The sequence below is a fragment of the Terriglobus roseus DSM 18391 genome (assembly GCF_000265425.1).
GTDB lineage: Bacteria > Acidobacteriota > Terriglobia > Terriglobales > Acidobacteriaceae > Terriglobus > Terriglobus roseus.
The window spans coordinates 3,467,906-3,493,227 of sequence record NC_018014.1; the positions used below are offsets into that span (position 1 = coordinate 3,467,906).

The 25,322-nt window shown below is 59.9% G+C and carries 13 protein-coding genes; 5 read left to right on the plus strand and 8 right to left on the minus strand.

Going from position 1 to position 25,322, the window contains the following annotated elements; genetic code table 11:
• Positions 1 to 12: 12 nt before the first annotated feature.
• Both TERRO_RS14190 and TERRO_RS14195 read left to right on the plus strand, forming a co-directional pair.
• A complete protein-coding gene (locus TERRO_RS14190) occupies positions 13 to 555 on the plus strand; it encodes a DsbA family protein (RefSeq protein WP_014786381.1) in 543 nt (180 codons plus the stop codon).
• A gap of 114 nt (positions 556 to 669) precedes the next feature.
• On the plus strand, positions 670 to 1,443 hold the full coding sequence (locus TERRO_RS14195; RefSeq protein WP_014786382.1) for a Crp/Fnr family transcriptional regulator: 774 nt from the start codon (positions 670 to 672) through the stop codon (positions 1,441 to 1,443).
• 73 nt (positions 1,444 to 1,516) lie between these two features.
• On the opposite strand, the gene TERRO_RS14200 is transcribed toward TERRO_RS14195, so the two are convergent.
• The 3 genes from TERRO_RS14200 to TERRO_RS14210 all read right to left on the minus strand — a co-directional run bounded on the left by TERRO_RS14200 (position 1,517) and on the right by TERRO_RS14210 (position 8,291).
• The gene (locus tag TERRO_RS14200; RefSeq protein ID WP_157178355.1) at positions 1,517 to 5,023 is read right to left on the minus strand and encodes a TonB-dependent receptor; all 3,507 of its coding nucleotides are present in this window, start codon (positions 5,021 to 5,023) and stop codon (positions 1,517 to 1,519) included.
• 221 nt (positions 5,024 to 5,244) lie between these two features.
• The gene (locus TERRO_RS14205; RefSeq protein WP_014786384.1) at positions 5,245 to 6,891 is read right to left on the minus strand and encodes an FAD-dependent oxidoreductase; all 1,647 of its coding nucleotides are present in this window, start codon (positions 6,889 to 6,891) and stop codon (positions 5,245 to 5,247) included.
• 83 nt (positions 6,892 to 6,974) lie between these two features.
• Complete coding sequence (locus tag TERRO_RS14210; protein ID WP_014786385.1) at positions 6,975 to 8,291, minus strand: helix-turn-helix domain-containing protein; 1,317 nt, start codon at positions 8,289 to 8,291, stop codon at positions 6,975 to 6,977.
• A 166-nt stretch (positions 8,292 to 8,457) separates the two neighbouring features.
• Here TERRO_RS14210 and TERRO_RS14215 point away from each other — a divergent pair, with 166 nt between their 5' ends.
• From TERRO_RS14215 to dinB, 3 genes are all read left to right on the plus strand, one after another.
• Positions 8,458 to 9,138, plus strand: a complete 681-nt coding sequence (locus TERRO_RS14215) for an SGNH/GDSL hydrolase family protein (protein WP_041592599.1) — start codon at positions 8,458 to 8,460, stop codon at positions 9,136 to 9,138.
• A gap of 94 nt (positions 9,139 to 9,232) precedes the next feature.
• Complete coding sequence (locus TERRO_RS14220; RefSeq protein WP_014786387.1) at positions 9,233 to 11,425, plus strand: alpha-galactosidase; 2,193 nt, start codon at positions 9,233 to 9,235, stop codon at positions 11,423 to 11,425.
• Positions 11,426 to 11,532: 107 nt separating this feature from the next.
• A complete protein-coding gene (gene dinB, locus TERRO_RS14225; protein ID WP_014786388.1) occupies positions 11,533 to 12,645 on the plus strand; it encodes a DNA polymerase IV in 1,113 nt (370 codons plus the stop codon).
• On the opposite strand, the gene TERRO_RS14230 is transcribed toward dinB, so the two are convergent.
• From TERRO_RS14230 to TERRO_RS14255, 5 genes are all read right to left on the minus strand, one after another.
• The gene (locus TERRO_RS14230) at positions 12,642 to 14,762 is read right to left on the minus strand and encodes a phosphocholine-specific phospholipase C (protein WP_014786389.1); all 2,121 of its coding nucleotides are present in this window, start codon (positions 14,760 to 14,762) and stop codon (positions 12,642 to 12,644) included. The two genes, dinB and TERRO_RS14230, sit on opposite strands and share 4 nt — an antisense overlap.
• Before the next feature lie 79 nt (positions 14,763 to 14,841).
• Positions 14,842 to 18,327 (minus strand): TonB-dependent receptor, encoded by a 3,486-nt coding sequence (locus TERRO_RS14235; protein WP_014786390.1) that lies wholly within the window; start codon positions 18,325 to 18,327, stop codon positions 14,842 to 14,844.
• Positions 18,328 to 18,592: 265 nt separating this feature from the next.
• The gene (gene htpG, locus TERRO_RS14240; RefSeq protein ID WP_014786391.1) at positions 18,593 to 20,482 is read right to left on the minus strand and encodes a molecular chaperone HtpG; all 1,890 of its coding nucleotides are present in this window, start codon (positions 20,480 to 20,482) and stop codon (positions 18,593 to 18,595) included.
• A 250-nt stretch (positions 20,483 to 20,732) separates the two neighbouring features.
• Positions 20,733 to 22,070 (minus strand): alkaline phosphatase family protein, encoded by a 1,338-nt coding sequence (locus tag TERRO_RS14250; protein ID WP_014786392.1) that lies wholly within the window; start codon positions 22,068 to 22,070, stop codon positions 20,733 to 20,735.
• 33 nt (positions 22,071 to 22,103) lie between these two features.
• Entirely contained in the window at positions 22,104 to 25,061 is a 2,958-nt protein-coding gene (locus TERRO_RS14255; protein WP_014786393.1) for an outer membrane beta-barrel protein, read from the minus strand.
• Between the last annotated feature and the right edge of the window lie 261 nt (positions 25,062 to 25,322).

Below are 25,322 nucleotides of genomic sequence, written 5' to 3' on the forward strand. Positions count from 1 at the left end.
CAAGAGGCATAGATGAGCAAATTAAAGCTCGCTGTAACGTCGAACGATCATAGGAAGGGCGCAGTGGATGCGCCGTGTTGTCTCGTGGAATACGGTGACTATCAGTGCCGTTCGTGCGGCGCCGCGCAACTGATGCTCCGCGATCTGCAGATGCACTTTGGCGAACGCCTCGCAATTGTCTTCCGCAACTTTCCGCTCAGCCAGCTGCACCTGCAGGCAGAACCTGCCGCAGAGACCGCAGAGTTCGCTGCAGTCCATGGCAAATTCTGGAAGATGCACGATCTCCTCTTCGACCACCAGGAGCATCTTGGTGACGAACTTTTCCACGACCTCTCAGAAAGGTTAGGACTGAGCGATCCCGAATTGCAGATTGCCTTGGACCATCGGTCGTTCATCGAGCGCATCGAGGCTGATCTTGCAGGTGGCATCCGCAGTGGTGTCCAGGGCACCCCGGCATTCTTCATCAATGGCGTCCGCTTCGATGGCGCGAATGATTACGACTCGATGGTCAAGGCAATCGAGCAGACGCTCCTCCACATATCTCCGCTAACTTAGGGATCCGTATCAGGAGCTCCCTTTAGAAGCACTGGATCAACAAAGCGGAAGTGGCGTGAGCAAAACAGCACACCTCAGCCGGACTGTCTGCCCTATCTTTGGCATAGGTGGTCGATGCCCGGATCCAAGATCATCAAATTCGATCCAACCAGGTATTTTTCCGCAGCGTCGCTCACACAAAAGCGCGTTCATATCCAGGCGGATCACACCTTCTATGTGCAGGGTGACCGTGCGGACTCGATCTATTACCTCGAGACTGGAAGAGCAAGACTCATCGTCGTCTCAAAACGCGGCAAAGAAGCTACGATCGCCCTGATCGTTGCGCATGACTTTCTTGGTGAGGAATCGCTGGCCGGCGCCGCAGCGCTACACCCTGCCACCGCCATGGCGATCATCGCCTGCACAGCGCTAAGGTTCGATCGCAGGGAAATGCTGACGCTCCTGCGTCAGGAACATGAGTTCTCCGACCTGTTCCTCAAGTTCGTTCTCATGCGCGCCGCCCGTACGCAGGAAGATCTCGTCGATCAACTCTTCAACAACAGCGAGAAACGGCTCGCCAGAACGCTCCTCTTGATGGCGCAGTTCGGTGACTCCAGCGCGCCACAGACGCTCATCCCACCCATCACCCAGGAAGCACTGGCGGAGATGATCGGAACAACCCGCTCCCGCGTCAGCTATTTCATGAACCGGTTCCGGAAGCTTGGCTACATCGAATACAACGGACGCATCCACGTGCATAAGTCGCTGCTCAACGTGGTGCTGAACGACCGCCTGCCAGAGCAACGCACCAGCCGGCCAGTCGTGCTCGATCAGAAGCGGACGGAGGTCGAAAAGAGACCGCGTGCAAAGCCAGACCTCGGCGTCAGTTCTACCAACGCCATATATTAGCGAATAAGGAAGACCCACAAAAAGAAGGCCGCAGCCAGAATCGGCTGCGGCTTCCCTGCTCGTGTAGACAACGTTAGAAGTTAAGCTTCAAAGCCACCTGCACATTCCGCGGCAGATTGTACTGCTGCGTAATCTGCCCGAAGGTCGCGGAGTTGAACTGCTGATTCGGCAATCCAAACCAAACCTTGTTCATGAAGTTGAACGCCTCCAGTCGGAACTGCAGCGCAATCGTGTCGTGGATCGGAAACTCCTTGATGGCAGAGATATCGTCTTGGAATCCGAAGGGTCCACGAAGCTGACCGGAGACGCGCGGCACGTTGCCCAGCTCAAAGGCCTGCGCCAGTCGGAAGCCCGCGGGATTGAAGTAACCCTGCGTCTGACCCACCGCGGAACCGCCACCCAGTCGCTGGCGAACGCCACCGGCAGTCAGCGGGCTCACACCCGGCACAAAGCTCGGACGGCTGCCTGAATACGCTGCACCGCCTGTCTGCGTCACGCCAAGCGCATACCCACTCTGGATGTAACCGATGAAGTTCAGCTTCCATCCACCCACAGCCTGATTCGCCCAGCCTGGCAGGTTACCGCCGAACCGTTGGCCGCGGCCAAAGGGCAGCGTGTAATTCAGGTTGCCGACAACGCGATGCGGAATGTCCGTCGGTTGCACGGAACGCTCCAGATCGTAGCGGTAGAAGTTCTGCACGCCCGGCGTACCGTTCGCATTGAAAGCACCCGTCGTGACATCGACCGTGTTACCCAGCAGCTTCGACCATGTATAACTCACAATCGCTGACAGGTTCGAGGTCTTCATCGTCATGAAGGCCTGGAATGCGTGATAGGTCGACGATGCAATATTGTATTGACCCACATTGAGTGAGCCGTTCGTAAGGCCAGTATTCGGACCATACTGCGGATAAGCTGCCAGCAACTGCTGGCGCTGCACCGTCGGCGATGCCAGGTTCCCACTGACTCCGGGCTGGCCGTACAGCGGGTTTGCGACCTGTGCCGTCAGGTATGCCGACTGCACATTGCCGGGATCACCAACAGCTCCCCAGTAACGCGGCTGCAGATCGTTCGGACGATATCCAATCGGCAGATGCGTTCCCTTGCTCCCCGCGTAGTTCAGGTGCAGCACAACGTGGCTTGAGATCTGCTGCTCCACACCGAAGTTCCACTGCGAGTAGTAAGGCAAGGGGTTCTTGTAAAGCAGACCGGAGACGCTCGTACCGGCGCCAACCTGCACACCCGCAGCCGATCCAGCCGGCAGCAGTACGCCACCCGGAAGCGGATTATCGATCAGCGTCGTAGGCCGCTGCGTATAGGTATAGGTCTGCTGCGTCGTCTGCGAAAAGCCCAGCGTACCGCCGCTATAGATGCGCTGTGTCGACGGCAGATACAGCAGGTCATAGCCGCCGCGCACGACGGTCGAAGGATTCGGGTTATAAGCAAAGCCCACGCGAGGACCGAACTTGTTGTAGTTATTCCAGAAGTTACGCGGGTTCCCGTTCACGCCAACGTACTGTGCTCCGCCCGTAAACGGCAGCGCAGCGCTCGAGAGCGGGTTCGCCGCTTGCAGATCCAGTGCGGCCCATGCGTTGTGACGATCCGTGAAACCTTGGTCGCGATCGTAGCGAAGACCCAGGTTCAGCGTCAGGTTGTTGCGAATACGCCAGTCATCCTGCACGTAGATCGCGTGATACCACTGCTGCAACGCGAGCGTCGACTGGCGCTGAATCGCTGCAGTCGTAGGTGTGCCCAACAGCATTGCCGCAACCGTAGCGAACTGTGCGGGAATGCCCGACACGCCATTCGCCGCGTTCGCACCACGCGTCAACGTAGAGTCGAACGTCATGTTGCCCAGCGGATTGCCGAAGCCCTGTTCCATCTCATTGACCAGGCGGCCTTCGTATCCAATGGTCATGCTGTGCTTGCCAAGCTGCCACACCAGAAACGGCACAAGGGTGTGCGTGTAGTGGTTCCACTGGTTGGAGTTTGCGGCGGTGCCAATCTGCTGAAAGCCATTCAGCGCAACCACGGGGGTGCCCGTCGTCTGCTGCTCGGACTGGTAATTCGCTGAGAAGCCGAACTCACTCGCAGGGATGGTAAAGTTGCCCGGCAATTGAACGTTCCGCTGCGCTGCAAAGCCGTACGTTATCTGCAGCAGCATCGTCGGTGAGATCGTCCAGCTATCGCTCAGTGCGAACAGGCTGCCGGAGATCTGCTGGTGAATGCTGTTCGTGCCGCTATACGCACCCGTAAACAGATCGTTTTCGTTGTGTACGTTCGTGCCGCGTGTGCCGCGCATGAACGCACGGTTCGAAGCCGAGAAGTTGTGATCGATGCGGAAGTTGAACTGGTCGTCCTTGTCGCTGGTCGGCTGCGCAATCGTATAGTTGTTCGTCAGTCCCGGCTGGTTTGGCAGCGGATACAGAGCAATCAGCTTTGCCGCAAGCGGGTTCAGCGTGGTGACACCCTGCCCCGCACCGAAGCAACCGCTCGCGTTGCAACCGGCTGGCAGCGGGGTCCGGACGTAGTTATTCCCGACCTGCGTTGTGCTGTACGGGTCATAGACCAGGTTCCCGGTATTCTCCGTGAAGATACCCTTCCGCATCAGGGCGGTCGGCACCGTCAGCGTCTGCGCCGCGTACGTCACGTTGCGCTGGCCTTCATAGCCAAAGGTGAAGAAGGTCTTGTCCGTATGGGGGTAGAGCTTGGGGATGAAGACAGGTCCACTTACAAATCCACCGTACTGGTTGTAACGATGCGGGTAGCGGAAGTCCTTCCGCGACGCGATGGGATAGACACCCGAACGCTTCTGGAAGTAGTTCGCCGCATCCAGCTTGTCGTTCCGCAGGAAGTCGTACAGCGTGCCGTGCAGCCGGTTCGTTCCGGTCTTCGTCACGATGTTCAGGAAGCCGCCGCTCGAACGTCCGAACTGGGCACCCGGGTTGGAAGTGATCACCTTGAACTGGTCGACCACCTCCGCACTGGGCGTAAGTGCAGGCTGCCCCTGGCAGCACAGTGTCACGGAGATACCGTCGATCAGGATCTCGTTGTTGCCGGAGACACCACCGTTCGATGAGAAGTTGTTCGTCGCCGCCGCAACCAGCGCGCCACGCGTCGTGCTGACACCCGTACCGAAGCTGCCGCCGGGGTTGATGCCGGGACTCAGCTGGGCCAGCGCATAAGGGTTACGGCCGTTCAGGGGTAGTTCACTCACCTGTCGCGCGCCCACCGTATAGCTCAGGGTCGAGTTGTCCGTGTTGAGCTGCTCCGCGGACGAAGCCTGCACGGTCACCGACTCCGCGCTGCTGCCAATCTCCAGCGCAATGTTCAACTGCGCGGTCTGACCCACCGCAAGCGTCACCGTCGACTCTGACTTCTTAAAGCCGGGAAGGATCGCCGTCAGCTTGTACGTTCCCGTCTGCAACGCCGGGAAGATGTAGATGCCGTCCCCGTTCGCACGGGTCTGCTGCGTTATGCCTGTCTCTGTCTTGGTGATGCTCACTTCGGCATTCGGCACGACCGCGCCCGCGCTGTCCGTAAGCTGACCCGTAACGGATCCGTTTGCAATCTGTGCCACGGCAGGCATGCAAGCCACCGCGATCAGGAGGAGAAATAGGAGTTTCTTTGCTGCGTGTCTCATGGAAGGCCTCGAAATCAAAACAGGGGAGGACAATTCAGCGCGCGTAACACTGCCGCTGGATCTGAGCAGCGAGTCTCGTCACCCGTAACAGCAACGTCCAGTTCCAAGCTGTTACGTTACTGTTACGGATGAGCGGAATCAGCTACTTACAGCTCTATCTATGGTTCTGGGTGGATCTTGGAGATGGCGTGATGGGCCTGCTGATCGAAATGCAGGATGCTGCCGTCCTTCCGTAGGAGCTCCTGCAAACGCTCCACCGGCACCTGCTGGACCGGCACCTTGCTCTGAATCGCAAGGGCGGCGGTCACACCGGCGGCCTGCCCGATCATCATGTACTGTGGCTCCATCCGAACGGACGAATAAGCCACGTGCGACGCAGACAGGCACACCGGCACCAGCAGATTCGTCACTTCATCCTGCTTGGGCAGCATGGCACCGAAGCTGATCTCATACGGCTGCACCGCGACCTGCACGTCGCCTTCATTAAAGACAGAGCCATCCGGCATGGCGACCCGCTGCACGTTGTGCGAGTCGCTGTTGTAGCTCCCCATCGCGATCGAATCCGGCTTCGTCCGGTCCGTCTGCAGGTCCGCCTGGTGCATGACATAGACGCCGCTCATCCGCCGGCCCTCACGGATGTAGAGCTGGCGCGGCCACCCCTTGGTGTCCGTAAACTCATCCTTCGCCCGTCCCCAGGTATTCGTGTCGTCACGTAGCGACTTCGGGACCGAAGGGTCCGTGGCCAGGAAGTAGAAGAACGCCTCCGTATATCGCTGATGCTCCGCCCAGATCCGCTGACGCTCCACGTAGCTGGCATCGGGGTACGTCCAGCTCTTCCCGATGTAGTCGGTCGAGAACGGACCGTTGTTGTTGAAGTCGCATTTGTGGTTCGCGAAGCAGACGGGGTTGGTCACCGAGCGCAAAACCGGGTCCTTTCCGGTGTGCTCTTTGTAGCTTTTCAGGTAGCGCGTCAGGAGTGCGAACTGAGACGATTCATATCCTGCCGGTTTCGTCCACGGAAGACGGTTGGAAGGGTCATTTGTGAGGATCAAACGGAAGTTATAGGCCTGCACTTTCTTGTCCGCGCTCTCCGCCGGTCCAAGCGGTCCAGGGTCCACCAGCGGCATCAATTTGCCGCTCTCATCCATGGGACTGACCTTCCAGAGGAACTGGTGCTTCGGCGTATCCGGCCGCACGCCCGCAAGACTTTCGTCGAAGGCCTCGCGCCCCTCACGCCCCACCACATAGGTGACGTGAGCCTCCGCCATGGCGTCCCCTTCATAGCTGCAATCCGCGAAAACACGGCCTTCCCAGCGCTTTCCATCCTCAGTAACCAGCGCGGAAACCTCCTTGCCGCGCATCTCCACACCGCCCTTTTCCCTCAGCCGCTCACCCAGCCGAACATCGACCTTCGCGTCCTTCAACCAGCGATTGAAGATGGCTTCACCCACTTTCGGCTCCGAAAGCCAGTCCGTCGGATGGTCGAGATCCTGCTGCCCATAGGTCGCCGCAGCCTGCTTGTAGAACTCCCGCGTGTAGCCGCCAATGATCGGGAAGTAAGCATAGTCCGTAGCCGACAACCCACCAGTGACCATGCCACCAAGGTGCCTCGTCGGCTCCAGAAGAACAACGTGAAGTCCCTGCCGTGCCGCTGCATACGCAGTCATGACACCGGAAGCAGTGCCTCCATAGACCACAAGATCAGCCGGCGCGCCGGCAATTTTCGGGCGGGGCGTGACTGCAAATGCAGAAGCGGTGATGGACAGAAGAAGGGTGGGAACGAAGTAACGAGGGAATGCCGTCATGGCTTACCATCCTGCCACCTGACGCGGTCGATTGTAAGTTTCGGGGGGTATGTTACGGGCGGTTACGCCGTCGAATGAACAACTTAAAGACCCTTCGAAGGTGGCGCCTTGGTGTAAGCGTGCAGGGTGACCGGCCAGCTGCGGATAGGCTTGTTCCCTTCCAACTCGGTCATCGTAACCATCTCGAAGAACTTCGGCGACCCGTGGGCGCGCCACAGACGCTCTACCGCATTAGAACCCGCGTTCGACGACAGCAAAGACACCATGCCGCTGGTATCGCGCGACTCCAGCATCAATACCTTGAGCCCCGGGGCGCGGCCGGGCAGCAGAGCGATAATCGATGGCTCCACATGCCTTACCGAAGAACTCACGTACTTCGGACTGCCCTGAATGACTCGCCAGTAGGCAGCGTCCTCGCCCTTCTCCGGATGGGTATTGATCACCTTCTCCTCACCCGGTGTCATGACGAAGTTCATGCTCTCGATGTACTCCTGCATGGAGCGGAGGGTGTTGTCGGTGCCCAGCACGATGACGTTGGACTGCTCCAACGAGAGCAGCGACGAGTCGCGGGTGACCTCGAATGAGACACGCTTCGACTGGCCAATGCTGTCGAGGTACCGCGAGATCTGGATGCCCGCCAGCGTATCCCAGGTGACCGTGTAGGACTGCTCAAGGCCGATGGGCCCGAGCTTTGCGGCGAGCGCTTTCAGGTCGGGGTCGCGCGCAACCTCATCGAATGCGTTCACCTTTGTAGATCGCACCTTGAGCCAGGGATGGTCCGGAAAGTTGAAGAAGACCGGCGTTGGCAAGACGATCTTCACCGGCGCATCGCCCTCAAGAAAACTGCGCCAGAAGCTGTTCGGCTCAGAAGGCTGCCGCAGTGCGTTTAGCTTCAACTGCCGGCCCTGCCAGAATGCCAACGCAGCCGTCGCAAGCAGCAGCGTCACCAACAAGCCGCACAGGCCGCCCAGGACAGCCACACTATGCAGACGCAGCCAACCGCCTACACCCAGCGGTGCAATTGCCAACTCAGGAACAGGCTCTGGCTTTGCAAGCACTGAAGTCTGGGCGATCAACTGATGCGTTCCCGTGGGGATGACCAGCAACTCCGGTTCGCCGGTCTCGACGTAATAGTCCTTCAGCTTGCGGCGAAGACGGGAGATGTGGACACGGATGCTTGCGTCGGTATTCGGATCGAAGTGGCTGTTGCGGCCAAGGGCATCCGTTGCGATGGCGTACTCGCTCAGCGACAGGTGCCGATTGAGCCACAAATATTGCAGCAGCTTGCGCTGTGTCTCCGCTCGGGCAAACTGTGGGCTGTTCAGGACGCGCTGCACCGCCTCTTCAACGGAGCGGTCAGTCTCGTGCTCCGTCTCGGGAGGTAGAAGTGCAACAGCCATGCGGTGGATTCTACAGAAGCTGAAATTGGACTCACAAGGCGCAGCCCACCCTAAAGGTGCCGTTAGAGTAGTGGCGGATGGCGCAGAAACAGTTTCGTAACGGTCTGAGACTGGACGGACGCAAGTGCGAGCCTGCACCATGCAGGGGAGATGCGGGTGATCCGAGATGTTCCGATGGTTTTCGCTGTGCCTTATCGCCATGCTCTTCACGCAGCAGTCCAGCAGCATCACTCGAGTGGTTAACGGAGGCATCCCCGGGCAGACGACCGCTGAGATCGACGAGCGCGTGGACGTCGGACTCAGGACCGACTCCCCACGCGTGGTCGTCCTCTTCGCCGGCATGAATGACGCCGTCAATGACAAGAAGTTCCTGTCGCCACAGGTTTCCCGCATGCACCTGGCGAGCATCATCCGGAAATGCCGGCAGAGCGGCGCACGTGTGCTGCTGGTGACGGTGCACCAGCCCGACAGCGTGCGATTGATGCAGAGACACAGCCGTGAAGCCTATGGCGATCGGCCCCCGCAGCAACGTATCCGCGACCTGAACGCAGAGATTCAATCCTTGGCGGCCGCCGAACACGTCCCCATCGTGGACTTCGCACAGGCTTTGGAAGGCCATGGCGGTGCAACGGCTGAGTGGAGCACCGACGGGGTCCATCTCACCGCGAAGGGCTATGTACTGCTAGCGGGCGTGGTTTCCGAAGGTCTGCACAAGATGGGCGGCGATCTCCAGGGTGTGCTCTGCCTGGGAGACAGCCTCACCTTCGGTATTGGAGTGCGCCAGCCAGGTGCGCCTGATAACAACGAGACCTATCCCAGCATTCTCTCGATACGACTCGAGCAGTGACCTGTCTCTGACGAGTGAATGCCGTCTCGGCGGCAGCTCTTGTCCGGATCGGGAGTATGGAAAGCTGTGGCGAGACTGATATTGTGGTCACGCCATGCACATCCGCCAACTCTCGATTTGCCTGCTTCCCTTCGCATTCGCCGCTACCCACCTATCCGCCCAGGTACGCGCTGTGCCCGACCGCCAGCAGTGGTATCTGACTGCGGGAGAGAGCACCTATGTCGTTGGTGTGGATGAGCAGAAGATGGTCGAGAGTCTGTACTGGGGCCCGGCACTCACGCCGAATACTCTCCTGCCCGCCGCGCACAGTGCCAGGGAACGCGCATCCTTCGACGGCCCGGTGAACACGACGCCGCTGGAGTATCCGGGGTGGGGTGCCGGACTCCATCTGGAACCCTCCCTGAAGATCGACAGTCCGAATGGTGACCGCACACTTGTGTTGCAGTACGAATCAGCCAAGGCCGATGCAGACCATCTGGAGATTGTCCTCAAGGACGCATCGCAGCCGCTACGCGTCCATCTGCACTACCAGGTCTTCCCTGAGGGTGTACTGGCACGCTGGTCGACGGTGGAGAATATCGGAACGAAGGCCTTTCATATCGAGCAGGCAGCATCCGGTACGCTCAATCTGCCTGCAAACACCGATTACACCCTGAGCCGACTGACGGGGATGTGGGCCGGCGAATATCAGCTCCACACCGATGCACTGCCCTTTGGTGCCCAGCAGATTGAGAGCCGACGCGGCAGCACCGGCCATCAGGCGAACCCGTGGTTCAGCATTGGCCGGGAAGCAAAGACGACCGAGACCGCGGGGCCAGTCTGGTTCGGAGAACTGGGCTGGTCTGGATCGTGGCGCCTTGACGTTGAGCGCACGCCGCTGAATCTCGTGCGGATCACGGCTGGTTATAACCCATTCGACTTTGGCTACAACCTCGCTCCAGGGAAGTCGCTCGATACGCCTCACCTTTACACCGGGTACACGAACGCGGGCAATGGGGAGGCCTCTCGTATTCTGCACCGCTTCCAGCTTGCCCACATCCTGCCGATGGGCCCCGATCCGAAGCCACGTCCCATCATCTTCAACTCATGGGAGGCAACAGAATTCCATGTCAGTGAAGAGGGCCAGGTCGCACTTGCGGAGAAGGCTGCGAAGATTGGCGTCGAGCGCTTTGTGATGGATGATGGCTGGTTTGGCAAGCGCAAGGACGACCATGCCGGGCTGGGTGACTGGTATGTCGATAAAGACAAGTTCCCCAACGGCCTGAAGCCACTGATCGATCGCGTGCATGGACTCGGCATGAGCTTTGGCCTGTGGGTAGAGCCGGAGATGGTGAACCCGAACTCCGATCTCTATCGCAAGCACCCGGACTGGGCGATGCACTTCCCGGATCGTCAGCGTACCGAACAGCGCAACCAGCTGCTGCTGAACCTGGCCAAGCCTGAGGTGAAGGCATACGTGCTGGACTGGCTGGACAAGCTCGTTAGTGAGAACGACATCGCCTTCCTCAAATGGGACTACAACCGCAACTGGAGCGAAGCCGGTTGGGACGGTGCACCCGCAGGCGCCGACGAGAAGCAGATCTACATCGCTTATGTGCAGAACCTCTACGACATCCTGGAAAAGCTGCGCGCGAAGCATCCGAAGTTGGAGATTGAGTCCTGCTCCGGCGGGGGAGGCCGCGTCGATCTCGGCATCCTGCGCTACACGGATGAGGTCTGGCCGTCCGACAACACCGATGCCTTTGATCGCCTGAGCATTCAGGACGGCTTCTCCCACGCCTACACACCGCAGGTGATGGTCGCCTGGGTGACGGACGTTCCAAACTCGCTCAACCGCCGCACGGTGCCGCTGCAGTATCGCTTCCTGGTCGCGATGCAAGGAGCACTCGGCATCGGCAACGACCTGAACAAATTCAGCGATGCCGACATGGCACTCGCCACGAAGCTGACTGCGCTCTATAAGGATGTTCGGACGACCGTGCAGCACGGCAACCTGTACCGGCTGCAAACGCCGCCGTCGAATGCGACGCAGGTGCAGTATGTAAGCCGCGACGGTGGGCAAGCGGTGTTGCTCGCCTACCTGCATTCTCAGCAGCTTGGCCTGGCACAGCCGCGCGTCCAGCTGCAGGGTCTGGATCCGAATGCGACATATAAGCTGCAGCCATTGGACGCCGCGAAGTTTCGCGGTGAACTGACAGCCACGGGTGCTCAGTTGATGGGTCAAGGCCTGGATCTGCACCTGACAGGAGACTTCGACAGCACCGCGGTCGTCCTCACGCGCCAGTAGGGGTGCGCCGGATACCTGTTCTAGTACGTTGAAGCGATTAGGCGAACATTTGGCGAATATGGCACACTGTTTCTGTGAGTGCTTCTGAAGTTGTGCACACTCCCGGGATGTCACTCCTCGGAACGCGCAAGATCGTTCACGTGGACATGGATGCTTTCTACGCGTCTGTGGAGCAGCGTGACGATCCAGCGTTGCGTGGGCGTCCCGTGGTGGTTGCGTGGAAGGGCCCCCGGTCCGTGGTGTGCGCTGCCTCGTATGAGGCGAGGCGCTTTGGGATCCGTTCCGCGATGCCCGCGGTGCGCGCCGAAAGGCTCTGTCCCGAGGCCGTATTTGTGCCGCCGGACTTCACTCGTTACAAAGCGGTGTCCCATGCAGTTCGCGCGATCTTCGAGCGGCATACCGATGCCATCGAACCGCTATCGCTCGATGAGGCCTATCTCGATGTCACAACGAACAAGACCAGCCTGCCGACGGCGACTCTCATCGCGAAGAGCATCCGGCAGCAAATCTATGACGAGCTAAACCTGACCGCGTCAGCGGGCATTGCTCCGAATAAGTTCCTGGCGAAGATCGCGTCCGATTGGCGCAAGCCGAATGGGCAGTTTGTGATTCAGCCACACGAAGCAGAGGAGTTCCTGCGGACATTGCCTGTCGGTAGGATTCCCGGCGTCGGCAAGGTGACGGAGGCACGGATGGCGGAGGCTGGCATCAAGCTGGTGGGTGACATCTACGCCATGAGCCTTGCGACGTTGGAGCAGCACTTCGGAAGCTATAGCCTCCGACTTCACGAACTGGCGCGGGGCATCGATCACAACCCGGTCGTTTCGAACCGGGTGAGGAAGCAGGTTTCAGCCGAGGACACTTTCCCGGAAGACCTTCCGCTGACCGAACTTGAGGCGCATGTGTGCCGCCTGGCGGAGAAGGTGTGGAAGGCATCAGAGGGTAATGCCCGCCGCGCAAAGACGGTTGTGCTGAAGCTGAAGACGAAAGAGTTCAACTCGCTCACAAGAAGCCTGACGCCTCGCACGCCAGTCTCAACGTGTGAGGATCTCATCAGCACAGCCCTGGGGCTCCGCGACCGGGTCGACCTTCCGGCGCAGCAGCTTTATCGACTGGTCGGCGTAGGCCTGACCAACTTTGAGTTGAGGGACGATTCCGTGGCGGATTCGGAGCCGGCCGAAGCGGTAGAGCCGATCGAGTTTCTCCTTCGGCCGGTTTAAGCCTGCGAGAAGAAGGGATCGCTGTGGCTGTGCTCGCCGTTCTCAATGCGACCAGCGTAGCGACGAAAGACGGACGGCTGTTGATTGAGTGCGCCGATCTCGATCGAGAGATCGTACCAGCCTCCGGAAGTGCTCACATCGACGGGAAGGCTCATGTTCGCTCCGACGTCGACGCTCTGGGCCTTTGTGAATTTTGTATAAGACTCACTCAGCTTCAAGTGTTGTCCAGCCGCATCCTTGCTAACCACCGACACCTGCAGCGATCGATTTGCGTCGGCTGCGACGGTGACCACAGGTAAGCTGGTGTGCGCGATGCCGGCCTGATGCGCCAGGAAACCGCCGGGGCCGTACGCGGCAAGGTCGTATCGATGACCGTCGGGCACCATCCAGAAGTCCTTGAGCGTGTCCCCTCCCGCTACCGTGTATCGCCTTGGAGGAGCGTCCGCATCCGTGCGGTCATAGACGTAGAAGGCGGCACCTGCCTTCCCGCGGTTTGCGAGTTCGAGCCAGACACGATCGGCTTCAACATGGCAATTGACGGTCAACGCGTACGGCAGGGCCCGTGATGGACGTGTGCCTGTCTCTTGGACCGGCATGACCTGATCCTTCGGAACGGAGTAGGGCTCATGCAGCGAGACGATCGGCTTCGGCGCGGGAAAGGACTGATGCTTCTCGCGGCCCGGGTTGGAAAAGTCGAAGGCGGAGGTCAGGTCGCCGCAGACCGCGCGACGCCATGCGCTGATGTTGGGCTCGTCGACGCGGAAGCGCTTCTCCAGGAACTGCAGGACCGATGTGTGATCGAAGACCTGCGAGTTCACCCATCCACCGCTGCTCCATGGCGAGACCACGAAGAGAGGCACGCGGGGACCGAGGCCTATGGGCTGCCGCCCCCCAGGATCGGCGCCGGGCACCAGTGGATGACTCTTGTCGGTGAGGCGATCGACATCAACAAACTCGTCCTGCAGGCTTGCGTGCAGGCTTTCGGAGACCATGCCGCGCGATCCGGGCTGGAGGCTGGACGGTGGCATGGGCGGCACGACGTGATCGAAGAGGCCATCATTCTCGTCGTAGTTGATGAGGAAGACGGTCTTGCTCCAGACCTCGGGGTTCTCTGTCAGCGCGTCCATCACCAACGACAGGTAGTAGGCACCGTCGGTCGGCGATGCTTCCGGGTGTTCGGAGTACTTGTAGGGAGGCACGATCCATGAGACCTGCGACAGCTGGCCCTTGCGAATGTCTTCGCGAAACTCACGCAGCGTATGGTCGGTCACACCGTTTCGTACGAGGCGACCATTCGGGTCGGCGCCCTCTTTGACCTGATAGTTCGCGAAGAACTCGAGCGAGTTATCGGTGTAGTTGTCGACCGGCTCGCCGGGGACTCCGGAGCCGCCCTGGTAGAGCTTCCAGGAGACACCGGCCTTCTCCAGCCGCTCAGGATACGTGGACCAGGTATAGCCGTTGACGTGGTGCCGTTCTTCCAGGCCGGGGCCATTCTTGCGCTTGCCGTACGCGTTTGCGGCGTCGATCGTGCCCGACCAGAGATACACACGGTTCGGCGCCGTATTCCCATGCACTGAGCAAAAGTAACTGTCGCAGAGCGTGAAGGCATCGGCGAGGGCGTAGTGGTAGCCAAGATCCTGGCGGCGCAGGTGGCCCATGGTGAGGACATCCTGCTTCTGGTTGATCCACTGATCCCAGCGGCCTTCGTTCCATGCCAGGTGACCGGAACTCCAACCGTGATCGGTGCCCGCTTGAAACTCCGTGGTGCGCTGCGGATTGATGTAGAACGGCAGCACGTGCTTCGCGTCCGGATGCAGGCCGCGATCCTTGTATTTCTTTGTATGCACGCCTGCGACGGGCTGGTGCCATACCGGCTTGCTATTGGGCAGCAGCGCCGGGCGAGGATCGCCGAAGCCGCGCACACCGCGCATGGTGCCGAAGTAATGGTCGAACGAGCGGTTCTCCTGCATGAGGATCACGACGTGCTCCACGTCGCGGATGGTTCCCGTGCGATGGCTGGGAAGGATCTGCATCGCACGAGCGATGCTCGGCGGTACCAGAGATGCGCTGGCAGCCGTGGCGGCCATGGTGCGGAGAAAGTCGCGGCGTGTCGTCATAAGAAGAGCTTCATCCCAAATATTAGACGCGGCAGCCGGTATCGTTGGCCGGCTGCCGCGTGTGGTGAACAGAACCAGGCTAGAACTGAATGCGTGCGGAAACCTGTCCAGTACGCGCCCCGCCAAAGTCGCCATCTACGGACTTCGTAATCTGACCGAAGGCAGCGCTCGACAGATTCATGTTGGGGTACGTCAGGTTTGCCTTGTTGAGGATGTTGGTGAACGTACCCTCCATGCGCAGACCGACCCGTTCCGTGATGGCAAAGTTCTTGCTGAGACCGGCTGACAGATTCACCAGACCTGGGCCGACCAGGGAGTTGTTCTGCAGGTTGCCGAAGCGTCCGATGGGAGCGAGATCGCCCGCACGTCCGCGGCCCGTGTTGCACTGCGAGCCCGGTGTCCATGTGGGATTGCCGGGGCAGGTGAAGGCGCCGGCATTGAACCAGTGCGCTGCACTGCGGCTGACAGGCACAGGGCTTACACCGACGACACGATCCACCTTCTGCTGGCGTCCCGGCAGTGCGCCGCCAACCGCGGAGCTGCTGAGACCCGAGCCGGTTCCCGAGGGATCGCCCTGACCGCTGGGGAAGTATGGCGAGAGGAACGGACCCGTCTGCCATACGAAAATGCTGCTCAACTGCCAGCCGCCGATCGCGAGGTCGGTAAGACGGTTCATGTTGGCACCGAACTGCTTGCCACGACCCACCGGCAGGGCATACAGCAGCGTGGTATTCCAGCGATGACGACGCGTGCCTGCAGCCTGACCGAAGTCAACATCCGGGCTGCCACCCCAGCTTGCGCGCGAACCGCCACTCTCGCCCGCGAAGGTGTTCGAGTTCGGTCCCTGGTTGTTGCCCAGGTTCTTCGCGAAGGTATACGTCGTGTCAAAGGTCAACCCGCCGCCCACCGCGTGATGAAAGTCCACCTGGCCTGAGTGGTAGGTCGACGACGCGCCAGTCGAGCGAGTGTTGATGACGCCCCAGTTGGGGAACGGACGCGCCGACAGCGGCTGGTTGTAGGCCGAGACGGTGTTTGAGTACGGCATGTCATTCAGGTTTGGCGCCCAGACCAGGTGCTTCGTGGTCATGCCGATGTACGACACGCGCAGGCCGTATCCCTTGCCCATGTCACGCTCCACCGAGAGCGAGAACTGATGCGAGTACGGATCCTTCCAGTTAATGTCGTTCGCTGTACCGAAGTAAGCCTGGCCAAAGCCCGCACCGCCCGTGGAACCGGCACCTGCGAAGATCTGCGGCCATGCGTACGACGCGCCTGCGGCCGTCTTAGTGTTGCTGTACTGCACCGTGTTCGCCTGCAGCGTTCCGGTAAGCGAGTAGAAGTTAGAGCCGAGCAGCGTGATGTTGTACAGACCGTAGCCGCCGCGCAGTACCGTGCGATTGTTGCCCAGCGGACGCCATGCAAAGCCAAACCGCGGGGCGAACCGCAGCTTGACCGCCGTGCGCAGACCATCAGGCAGGCCGGCCTGTGAGTTATCAACGGTCGGCGTGCATGCTGCGCCGTTGGCAGCGGCAACGCCTGAGCTCGCTCCCAGGCCGCAGGAGTTAAAGCTCGCAAGATATGGCTGCGACACGAGCGCGCCCTTGCCCGTGGGGTAGACGACGCGGCCTGACTTCGCCACAGACGGATCAAAGTTACCGATGTTACCGCTGGGATCGTGATATGCGGGATGGTACTCGTAGCGAAGGCCGTAGCTCAGCGTCAGTTGATCGGAGACGTGCCACTGATCCTGCGCATAGAAGTGATAGTGCTTGGCGCGGCCGTCGTTATCGGACTGCACGACGTCGTAGAAGGTCGTGTTCGGTGTGCCGATCAGGAAGTCTGCGAACTCGTTGCCGGTAAAAAGCGCCTGCGAGTAGTCGAAGGTGCCGTAGTTGTCGGCACCGTTGAAACCGAGCGGCGTGACCGCCTGCATGCGCCGGATATCCAGGCCAAACTTCATGCTGTGGCGACCCTTGACCCACGTCAGGTTATCCACGAAGACGTGTGTGCGTGACTTGGTCTGCGACGTAAGGCGCGCCGCATCCAGGCTTGTCAGGTTGCCGAAGTTCAGCTGCGAAATGCCGTTGTAAAAGAGGTTTTGCAGACCCTGCAGCCCTGTCCCGTCGGTGAAGCCGCGGCCGTCGAAGCCGTTGGTGTTGCCGTTCGTGTCAAAGGTAAAGCCATAGCGGAACTCGTTCACAAGGTTGGGTGTGAAGTTGTAGTTCCCTGCCACCAGGAAGATGCGGTCCTGGAATGTCTGTTTGCTGGACTGCACGGCAAGCGGCTGCGGCTGATTCTGCTCGTAGTTCTTCCAGGTAAAGCGCGCAAAGACCAGCGCCTTCTGTCCGAAGTACTGATCGCCGCGCACGTCAAACTGGTTCGAGAAGAGCGACTGATCCTTGTTGGTGCTGTAGTCGATCTGGCCGGGGACGAAGGTGCTGGTGTCTCCGAGATTTGGATCCGGGAAGAACTGCAGAAACTTCTGCGAGACGGCATTGATCGGCACCGCGTTCAGAGGGTATCTACCGCCGGTCGGCGTGGTCAGATTGGATGTGCCGAAGACGCGTGTGAAGTCGCCGCGCTTCATCGCCGCAGTAGGTACTGTCGCCGTGTAAGGCTGCGTGCGTGGGCTGCGATAGCCCTCATACGTTCCAAAGAAGAAGGTGCGGTTGTGTCCGTTGTATAGATGCGGGATGACAACCGGTCCACCGAGTGTGGCGCCATAGTCATTCGTCACCAGCTTCGGCTTATTGAGTGAACCCCAGGGCGTTGCGTTGAGAGCCGAGTCCTGGTGATACCAGAAGATGGCGCCATGAAGCGCGTTGGTACCGCTCTTCGTGGTGGTCGTCACTTCACCGGGTTGACCAAACTCGGCCGGGTTCAGCACGCCGTCCACACGCATCTCTGAGATAGAGTCGCCAGAAGGAAAGGCGTTCTGAAGCGGTGTGTTTCCACCGGTTGCGCTGCGCGTTGTAATGCCGTCTACAGTGACGTCTGTCTGAAAAGGAAGACCACCCTGCACAGAGAATTGGCCGTTCGTATCACTCTGCACGCCGGGCAGCGTCTGGATCATGTTGAGAGGGCTGGTGCCGTTTGAACTGGCACGATAGTTTGCGGGAAGGTCACGGACTTCGGTCGCGGAGAGCGTTGCGTCGATCGACGCAGAATCTACTTCAATGGTGCCGGCCGCATTCGCATCGACAGTCGTCTCCTGCTGCAACGAGCCGATGGAGAGCGTGGCATCGGCACGCAACGATTGCCGTGCCGTCAGCCGGAGATTCTTCAAGACCTGTGGGCTAAACCCTGCGGCCGAGATCTCGACCTGGTACTTACCGGCGCTAATGTTGATGAATTGGAACTCGCCGGAGCTTCCTGAAACGTCGGTACTGGTGGCGCCGGTCTCCGTATTGGTGAGACGAACGGTGGCTCCGCTGACTGCGGCGCCACTGGGATCTCTTACGGAACCGAGCAGCGAGCCCTGCGTGGACTGGGCGTAACTTGAAAGCACAGAAACAGACGACATCACAGCGATGGCCGCTAACGAACGCGAGTATCTAAAACTCATGACTCTCCAAATAAGTTCAGCAAAAGATGCCCCGCTCATAGGGGTGAGCGGAACACAAGCAAAGGGGGCTGCCCGAGCGGGCAGCGGGGATGCATTTTGCAAAGCTTAGGTGGAGCAGGCGAGAGAGCGGAGAAGGGGCAGTTAAAAGGCGGTTAACGGGAACGCCAAATTCAGCCGGGTTCTCGGCAGATCGGAGGCGCGATCACCGGACATCGGGCAAAACGCAAGCGCCTCCCTTACAGGAGGCGCTTGCGTTTGGTGAGCCCTAGATGGACTGGTTAAGAACACGGTTCAGGCGTTGTACGAAGACGGCGGGGTCCTTCAGTGGCACACCTTCGAGCAGAAGTGCCTGGTCGAAGAGAAGCCATGCAGCATCTTCGACCCTGCTGTTGCTGGGGTCCGTCAGCAGCTTGCGGATGATCTCGTGATCCGGGTTGATCTCAAGGGTTGGCATCGGCTCGGGCAGCTCTTTCTGGCCCATGGCGCGCATCATCTGACGCATGCGGGCGCTGGGTTCGTCCTCGTCCGACACGATGACGGAAGGACTGTCCGCGAGACGCGACGATGCCCGGACATCCTTGACAGCGTCGCCGAGCATTGCCTTGATCTTTTCAAGCAGCGGCTTCAACTCCTCGGATTTCTCAGGTGCGGTCTCGTCCTTTAGGTCTTCAGAGGCCGTGGCAGAGTTGACTGCCTTCAGATCAAGATCGCCATACTTGGGAACAGACGAGAAGACGATCTCGTCGATGTCATCGTCCAACAGGAGTACTTCAATTCCCTTCTTCTTGTAGATCTCCAGCAGCGGCGAGTTGCGCAGCATACTCTCCGACCCACCCGTGATGAAGTACAGCGCCTTCTGATCGGGCTGCATGCGGCCTTTCACCTCGGCGAGTGAGGTGAGGCCATCCGCTTTAGTGGTCTTGAAGCGGACGAGGTCGAGCAAGGCATCGCGGTTCGCAAAGTCTCCGTAGATACCTTCCTTCAAGGGCCGGTTGTACTCCGCGATGAACGGCGCGTACTTCTCCGGATCGTTCGAGGCGATGGTCTTCAGCTCAGAGAGGATCTTCTTGACGCTGGCGGTCTTGATGCTGGTGAGCACCTTGTTCTGCTGCAGGATCTCGCGCGATACGTTGAGCGGCAGGTCCTCCGAATCGATGATGCCGCGTACGAAGCGGAGGTAAGGCGGCAGCAACTCTTTCGAGTCATCCATGATGAAGACACGCTTCACATAGAGCTTGATGCCGCCCTTGTAATCGGCCTGGTAGAGGTCCATCGGGGCCTTGGACGGGATGTAGAAGAGCGTCGTGTATTCGAGCGTGCCCTCGGCCCGTGTGTGGAACCAGAAGAGCGGATCTTCCCAGTCTCCTGTGATGGACTTGTAGAACTCTTTGTAGTCCTCATCCGTCAGCTCTGAGCGGGAGCGCTGCCACATGGCGCTGGCGGCGTTGACCTGTTCGGTGACGCGAGACTTCTCTGATTCTTTCTTCTCGGCATTCCAGTCGCTCTTCTCGTAGGTGAGGAAGATGGGGAACGCGATGTGGTTGGAGTATTTCTTGACAATCTCCTGCAGGCGATAGCCGCTGGCGTATTGCGCGCCCTCTTCATTCAGATGAATGAGGACTGTGGTGCCGGCGGTGGGGCGGGCATCGTCGCCTGTTGCTTCTTCGAGTTCGAAGCCGGTCTTACCGTCTGAGGTCCACTTGAACGTCTTGTCTTCGCCGGCTTTGCGCGAGAGAACCTCGACCTTGTCCGAGACCATGAAAACGGAGTAGAAGCCGACGCCGAACTGGCCGATCAGGTTGGAATCCTTCTTCGCATCTCCGGAGAGTTGCGCGAGGAAGTTCTTGGTACCGGAACGTGCAATGGTGCCGAGGTGCGCGACGAGGTCTTCCTCGTTCATGCCGATGCCGGTATCCGAGATCGTGAGCGTCTTGTTCTCTTCGTCGAGCGTTAGATCAATGCGCGGCGCATCGATGCCATTGCCGACGAGGCTCTTCAGCTTGTCGTCGGTGAGCGTCAGGTGCCGCAGCTTGTCGAGCGCATCGGACGAGTTGGAGATCAGCTCGCGGAGGAAGATCTCTGGGTGCGAGTAAAGCGAATGGACGATCAGCTGCAGGAGCTGACTAACTTCGGTCTGAAACTGTTGCTTAGACATGGCACCTCTATTATTGCCAAGAATCGCGGCGAGGTGAAGACAGATTGCGTCCTCGCCATCATTGCCAGCTCAAAGGCCCGCAGGATGAACCGGCAAAGGAACAAAGCGCTTAAGAGTGTGGCGCATTCCGGATGGCAAGTCTTCAGAGAAAAGGCTGGCTGTCGGGCGGAACAATCCGCAACAGCCAGCCAGCAGGCCTGCCCCGTTCAAGAAATCAGCGACGAACGAATCCTTGCCTTCAGGGGGCAGCTTAGCGAACCCTAAGTGCAGGCATCTTGGCCGTAGGCAGCTTGATCGAGAGGATCTGCGCGAGGGTTGGGGCGATCTGACGCATATCGACGACGCCGAGATTGCGCCCAGCCGCGATGCCCTCCCCCTGGATCAGGAACGCAGACTGCATCGCGGGCCGTGATGGCAGGTAGCCGTGCATGCCGGTCGATGGAGCATCCTGAACCACATCTCCACTGAAGGCGTTGCCGGGGTCGAAGCCGTCCGCGTAGTCCACCAGGAAGGTTGCGTTCGGGAAGCCCCCACGCGCGACGATCTCGTCGTGAGTGAGAACGGCTTCGATGCCATTGGCGGGGTCAGCCTTGGCAGCGTCGAGCGCATGCTTCACCTTCGCGACGAGCGCTGCATCCTTCGGGTTCTTAAGGATGATGGCGTTCGATCCGCCCGCGGGCCATGCCTCGGCCTGCCAGTCGGTGATGGTGGGCTTGGTTGAGCCGGCCTTGGGCTCACCGAGTTGGATGAGGCCAGCCTTCGCCAAGAGCACATTCAGGTTTACGCGGTGATCGACGCGGAGGAAGCCGTGATCTGAGACCACGACAACGATTGCGTGCGGATCGGCCGCGAGAGCCGCGTCGCGGATCTGACCGATCTGGCCATCGAGCACTTCCAGCGCAGCGTTTGCCTCTGCACTGAAGGGGCTGTGTTCGTGTTCCTGATGATCCATATCGGTCAGGTGAACGAGTGTGAGGTTGGGCTTGTACTTATGCAGGATCGCGACGGTCTCCGCAGTCTTCGTGACGTCCTGATCGATCTCTTTCGAAGGATGGACGCCGATCTGATCGAGGATATCGGCGGGGTGGTAGGGAGACCCGGAGGGACGATCCGTATGTTCGGACTGGGTGCCTTCCGCGATGTTGTAGTCGATGGGCGCACCGACCGTTACGGGCCAGCCTACGTTGGCGGTCTTCAGCCCGGCGGCGTCGGCAGCCGTGTAGAGCGTTGGCACTTTGATGTCTGCGAAGTCCCAGTACCAAGTGTTGGGATGCTGCTGCATCGGGTCGAAGACAGTGTTATCCAACACACCGTGTTCTGTGGGCCACACACCAGTGACCATGGTGGTGTGGCTGGGATAGGTGACGGTGGGAACGACGCCGATGACACCCTTGGCGTACGTTCCCTGCTTGAGGAAGCTGCGCAACACGGGCACGCGCAGGTGGTGCGCATCGGCCTGTGTTATGTACTCAGGCTTCATGCCGTCGATTGAGATGAGGACCACCGTCGCCGGTCGGGCCTGGGCGCATAAGCTACCCGCCACCAGGCATGTACCGGTGATGAACGTTGCTAAAAACGAAGTTCGCATGTGTTCTCCCTGAAGTTCCAACAGCGTGTGGTGTTAGCGGGTAAAGCGAATTCCCAACTGGAACTGGCGGGCGGTTTCGGCGGATGTTGCCGTGTTGAAGGTGGCGTTCGGTGTCGCGCCGGGACCGTAGGTCTTGTTGACATTGGTTACGTTGAGTTTGTTCGGCGCATTGAAGACTTCTGCGATGAACTGGACCGTGCTCCGATCGCGAACACGGAAATCACGTGCGAGCCGGAAGTCGAGTTCCGCATACGAGGGCAGACGGTAGGCGTTGTAGGTAGAGCCGACGGGGCGGTCGTTGAAGAGCAAGTCTCCGTTGTTATCCTGACCGGTGAGCGCAGAGAACGGCAGCCCGGATTGGGCCACCATGCGCGACGTCACTGTCCAGCCGTTGGCAAGTAACGCAGTCGCACGATTTGCAAAGGAGAAGTGCGTGTCGTAGACGGCAGTCAGCGTGAAGCGGTGCGGCTGGCTGAAGTCGCCAGGGCCCACATCCTGCGAAGGGTTTGCGGGGTTGGAGGGTGTTGTGAGGACACCGAAGTTGGTGAAGGCGTTGGACGAGTTGAGGTAGGACAGGCCCTTCACGTTCTGGTAGTTGTATGCGGCCTGGAAGCTGAGGCCGCCACGGGCGCGCTGCGTCAACACGGCGACAAAGCCGTTGTAGTTCTGGTAGCCCGCAGAGGTTGCCGTGTAGATATTGCCAAAAGCCGGGTTGGGACGATTGGTGGTGCCGCCGTAGAGCGGTCCGCCGTTCGGCGCGGTTCCTGTGACGGCGAGATTGGATGGGGTCGAGTAAGGCAGGCTCTGTGCACGGTTGCCAAAGTAAGACAACGCAAGCGACTGACTCTTCATGAGCTGGCGCTCGATCGTTGCGAAGTAGCTGTGCACCATGGGATCGCGGAACTCTGATGCGAAGGTGTAGAGGTCCGAAGGCAGAAGTGCCGCATTGCCGGTGATGGACACAGGACCGGTGGTGAAGGCAGGTGCGCCAGCCTGTGTGGGTGTGACCGTCAGATTGCGCACAGCAACGCCGTTACCCCGACGGAAGGTGTTGAAGGTCTGCGCTACGGTGGTGTTGTAGTAGATGCCGTAGCCGGCACGCAGTACGGTCTTGCCGTCGCCTGTGGGATCGAAGGCTACTGCGAGACGAGGCGCCCAGTTGTTGTAGTCCTGCGGGATGTTGCCGGTTGCAGGGTACGCCGGGTTCGCGACGCCGTCGGGACGCAGGAAGAGTTCATAGCGCATGCCGTAGGTCAGCTTCAGGCGGCTGTTGATGCGCCAGTCGTCCTGCAGGAAGTAACCCTGGTTGACGACGCGCGATGTGGTGAACTCCTGACCCGTGGCACGCGTGTACTGGGTGTACGTGTAAGGGCGACCGGTTGCAGGGTCGATGGTGCCTGACTGCGCATTGATGGCCTGCTGCAGCGGCGTGACCGCGGCCCGCGTGCCGTTCGCGGTCAGACCGGTGAAGGTGAAGGTGCCGTTCAGATTGCGCGTACGTTCCTTGAACGATGCGGGCAGAATCTCGATGCCAGCCTTGATCGCGTGATTGCCGCGGTTCCAGGTGAAGTTATCGACGATCTGATACCCCGACTCGTACGAAACGAATGTGCCGTCCTGGTTGCCGTTGTAGCTGCCGACACCAGAGATGGTGATCTGCGGCGTCAGCGGGCTGATGACGCCGTTTGAGATGTCGCGCTTGATGCCGAGGAAGCGGAACTCATTCAGCTTGTTTGCACCGAAGGTCGTTACGAGCTGCGCGGTGCCGGACTGCGGACTTTCGTCGAAGCGGCTGGCTACCTGACGGGTGATTTGACCGCTGCCCAATGGGCTTTCGCGATCACGATAGTAGTTGTAGCGAAGCACCAGGCGGTTGGACTGGTTGAGGACGAAGTCAGACTTCACCGTGATGGTGTGGGCGCGGAAGCTGCCGTTGAACGACGCGATGTCCTCAGGGGCAATGCCCAACTGGGCTGCTGCAGAGGCCTGCGCTGTGCCGCCGAAGGTGGAGACCTGCGGCGCATCCTGCTGCCAACGTTCATAGCTGCCGAAGATGAAGCCCTTGTCCTTGCGGATGGGGCCGCTTGCCGTGCCGCCGTAGTTATAGCGCGAGAACTGCGGTGTCGGGGTGGCGTCGGACAAGAGGAAGGGGCGCGAGGAGAGTGCCTTGTTCCGAGCGAAGAGGAAGCCGCCGAAATGCACATCGTTTGTTCCGGACTTTGACACGGCATTGAGTAGCAGTGCTGCCTGGCGGCCAAACTCTGCCGAGTAGTTGGTGACGACCTGGACTTCGCTTAATGCGTCTTCGCTGATGACGAGGTTACGAGCGCCGCCCTGGACGTTGTTGCTGACACCGTCGACGTTGATCTGCCGGAAGCCGAGACCGCCGAAGGAGACCGAGGGTGTGCCTGTGCCGGATCCACCCGTGGAGAGTGGCGGCGCGTTGACGACGGGGTTGACCACGAAGAGATCGAGAAAGCTACGGCCCGGGACGGGGATGTTCTGGACTTCGCGCGCGGTGTAGATGTTGTTGTAGGCGTTGGTGCGACCGGTTTCGATCACGGGCGTGTCCGCGGTGACATCGACGGTGGTTGCAACGGAACCGACGGGCAGTGCGACACGCAGCGTCTGTACCTGACCGGCCGCGAGGGCGATGCCGGTCTGCTGCTGCGGCGAGAAGCCATCTTTCGCTGTTAGTACGGAGTACGTACCGGGCGGCAGGATTTGAACGCGGAAGTAGCCGTCGTCATCGGCGGTTGCTTCGCGCACGAGGCCGGTCTGCGTGTTCTGCACACGTACCGACGCGCCGGCGAGAGCGTTGCCGTCCATGGCGCGGACGTAGCCTTCAATGTTGCCGTCGATTGCCTGGCTTTGTGCATACATTGCCGGCGCCGGAACACAGACGGCAGCGACGAGGCTTAGTGCGGGTAGCAATACGGTGCGTGAGGAAGCGGAGAAGAAGAGACGAGAGAGAGGGACTGACTTGTTCATACGTTGGCACTCCTGGCCGTGTTCCCTAGGGCTGGTGAAGTCAGCGGTGCAGAGCGGCTCCGATCCCCAGGGGCTTCGAAAGCAGTATGTTGGGCGCACTGCAGCGACCTCCGAAGTGCAATGCTCCGGTGGCACGTCTCCGGCAAGGGTTTTCAGATTGCCGGCCGCTGAATTGATATGCAGCGACGCTACGGCGTGAAGATGAACGGCTCGTCACAAAAGGGTGAGTCAAAGATGAATCGCGTCAGACGTCAGACCTCT

What these genes read in the sequence shown, in the direction of transcription:
- TERRO_RS14190 (WP_014786381.1), top strand. Translation starts at nt 13, where the DNA reads ATGAGCAAATTAAAGCTCGCTGTAACGTCGAACGATCATAGGAAGGGC.
- TERRO_RS14195 (WP_014786382.1), top strand. Translation starts at nt 670, where the DNA reads ATGCCCGGATCCAAGATCATCAAATTCGATCCAACCAGGTATTTTTCC.
- TERRO_RS14205 (WP_014786384.1), bottom strand. Translation starts at nt 6,891, where the DNA reads ATGACGGCATTCCCTCGTTACTTCGTTCCCACCCTTCTTCTGTCCATC.
- TERRO_RS14210 (WP_014786385.1), bottom strand. Translation starts at nt 8,291, where the DNA reads ATGGCTGTTGCACTTCTACCTCCCGAGACGGAGCACGAGACTGACCGC.
- TERRO_RS14215 (WP_041592599.1), top strand. Translation starts at nt 8,458, where the DNA reads ATGTTCCGATGGTTTTCGCTGTGCCTTATCGCCATGCTCTTCACGCAG.
- TERRO_RS14220 (WP_014786387.1), top strand. Translation starts at nt 9,233, where the DNA reads ATGCACATCCGCCAACTCTCGATTTGCCTGCTTCCCTTCGCATTCGCC.
- dinB (WP_014786388.1), top strand. Translation starts at nt 11,533, where the DNA reads ATGTCACTCCTCGGAACGCGCAAGATCGTTCACGTGGACATGGATGCT.
- TERRO_RS14230 (WP_014786389.1), bottom strand. Translation starts at nt 14,762, where the DNA reads ATGACGACACGCCGCGACTTTCTCCGCACCATGGCCGCCACGGCTGCC.
- TERRO_RS14235 (WP_014786390.1), bottom strand. Translation starts at nt 18,327, where the DNA reads ATGAGTTTTAGATACTCGCGTTCGTTAGCGGCCATCGCTGTGATGTCG.
- htpG (WP_014786391.1), bottom strand. Translation starts at nt 20,482, where the DNA reads ATGTCTAAGCAACAGTTTCAGACCGAAGTTAGTCAGCTCCTGCAGCTG.
- TERRO_RS14250 (WP_014786392.1), bottom strand. Translation starts at nt 22,070, where the DNA reads ATGCGAACTTCGTTTTTAGCAACGTTCATCACCGGTACATGCCTGGTG.
- TERRO_RS14255 (WP_014786393.1), bottom strand. Translation starts at nt 25,061, where the DNA reads ATGAACAAGTCAGTCCCTCTCTCTCGTCTCTTCTTCTCCGCTTCCTCA.